This is a genomic window from Streptomyces bobili (assembly GCF_002154575.1).
Lineage (GTDB): Bacteria > Actinomycetota > Actinomycetes > Streptomycetales > Streptomycetaceae > Streptomyces > Streptomyces bobili.
The window spans coordinates 1-707 of the sequence record NZ_MUBA01000754.1 but is presented as its reverse complement, the minus strand read 5'-3'; the positions used below and the strand labels follow the sequence as shown (position 1 = coordinate 707).

Below are 707 nucleotides of genomic sequence, written 5' to 3'. Positions count from 1 at the left end.
CAACGGCCATCGTATGCGAGGACCCCGCCACGCCGGGAGGCCTGCTGTGACGCGGACCGCACACCGCCTCACGACAGCGCCGGAATTCTCCTCACAGGCACAACGGCCGAGCCCCGCCGATGGTGCCGCGCCCCGCGAACGAATTGCGCGAATTGTGATCACCCGCTCACACGCCGCGAAAACATGGCGCCCACACCGGCCCCACCCGCAGAATCGGCCGATGGAGCCCGTCACCCTCGCCACCGACCGCCTCGTCCTTCGCCCGGTCGGCCCCCAGGACACCGACGCGGTCCACGCCGCCGCCCAGGACCCCGACATCCAGCGCTGGACCACCATCCCCTCCCCCTACCTTCCCGAACACGCCCGCAGCTTCACCGAACAACTCGCCCCCGAAGGCTGGGCGAACCGCTCGATGTTCACCTTCGGCGTCTTCCTCCCCGACCACACCCTCACCGGCCTCCTCAGCCTCACCATGCGCTCCCTCGGCACCGCCGAGGTCGGCTTCTGGGCCACCAAGGAACACCGCGGTCACGGCTACACCACCGAGGCCACCCTGACCGCCTCCCGCTGGGCCTTCACCCACCTCGCCGTCGACCGCGTCGAATGGCGCGCCGAAGTCGGCAACACCGCCTCCCGAGCGGTCGCCGAACACGCCGGCTTCACCCTGGAGGGCACCCTGCGCTCCGCGATCAACAACAAGGGCGTAC

At 70.3% G+C, this 707-nt stretch carries 1 protein-coding gene; it reads left to right on the top strand.

The genetic code is table 11. The annotated features are described in order from the left end of the window. Positions 1–220 precede the first annotated feature (220 nt). The coding region (locus BZL64_RS37245; protein WP_086773417.1) for a GNAT family N-acetyltransferase at positions 221–707 on the top strand (487 nt) is incomplete at its 3' end.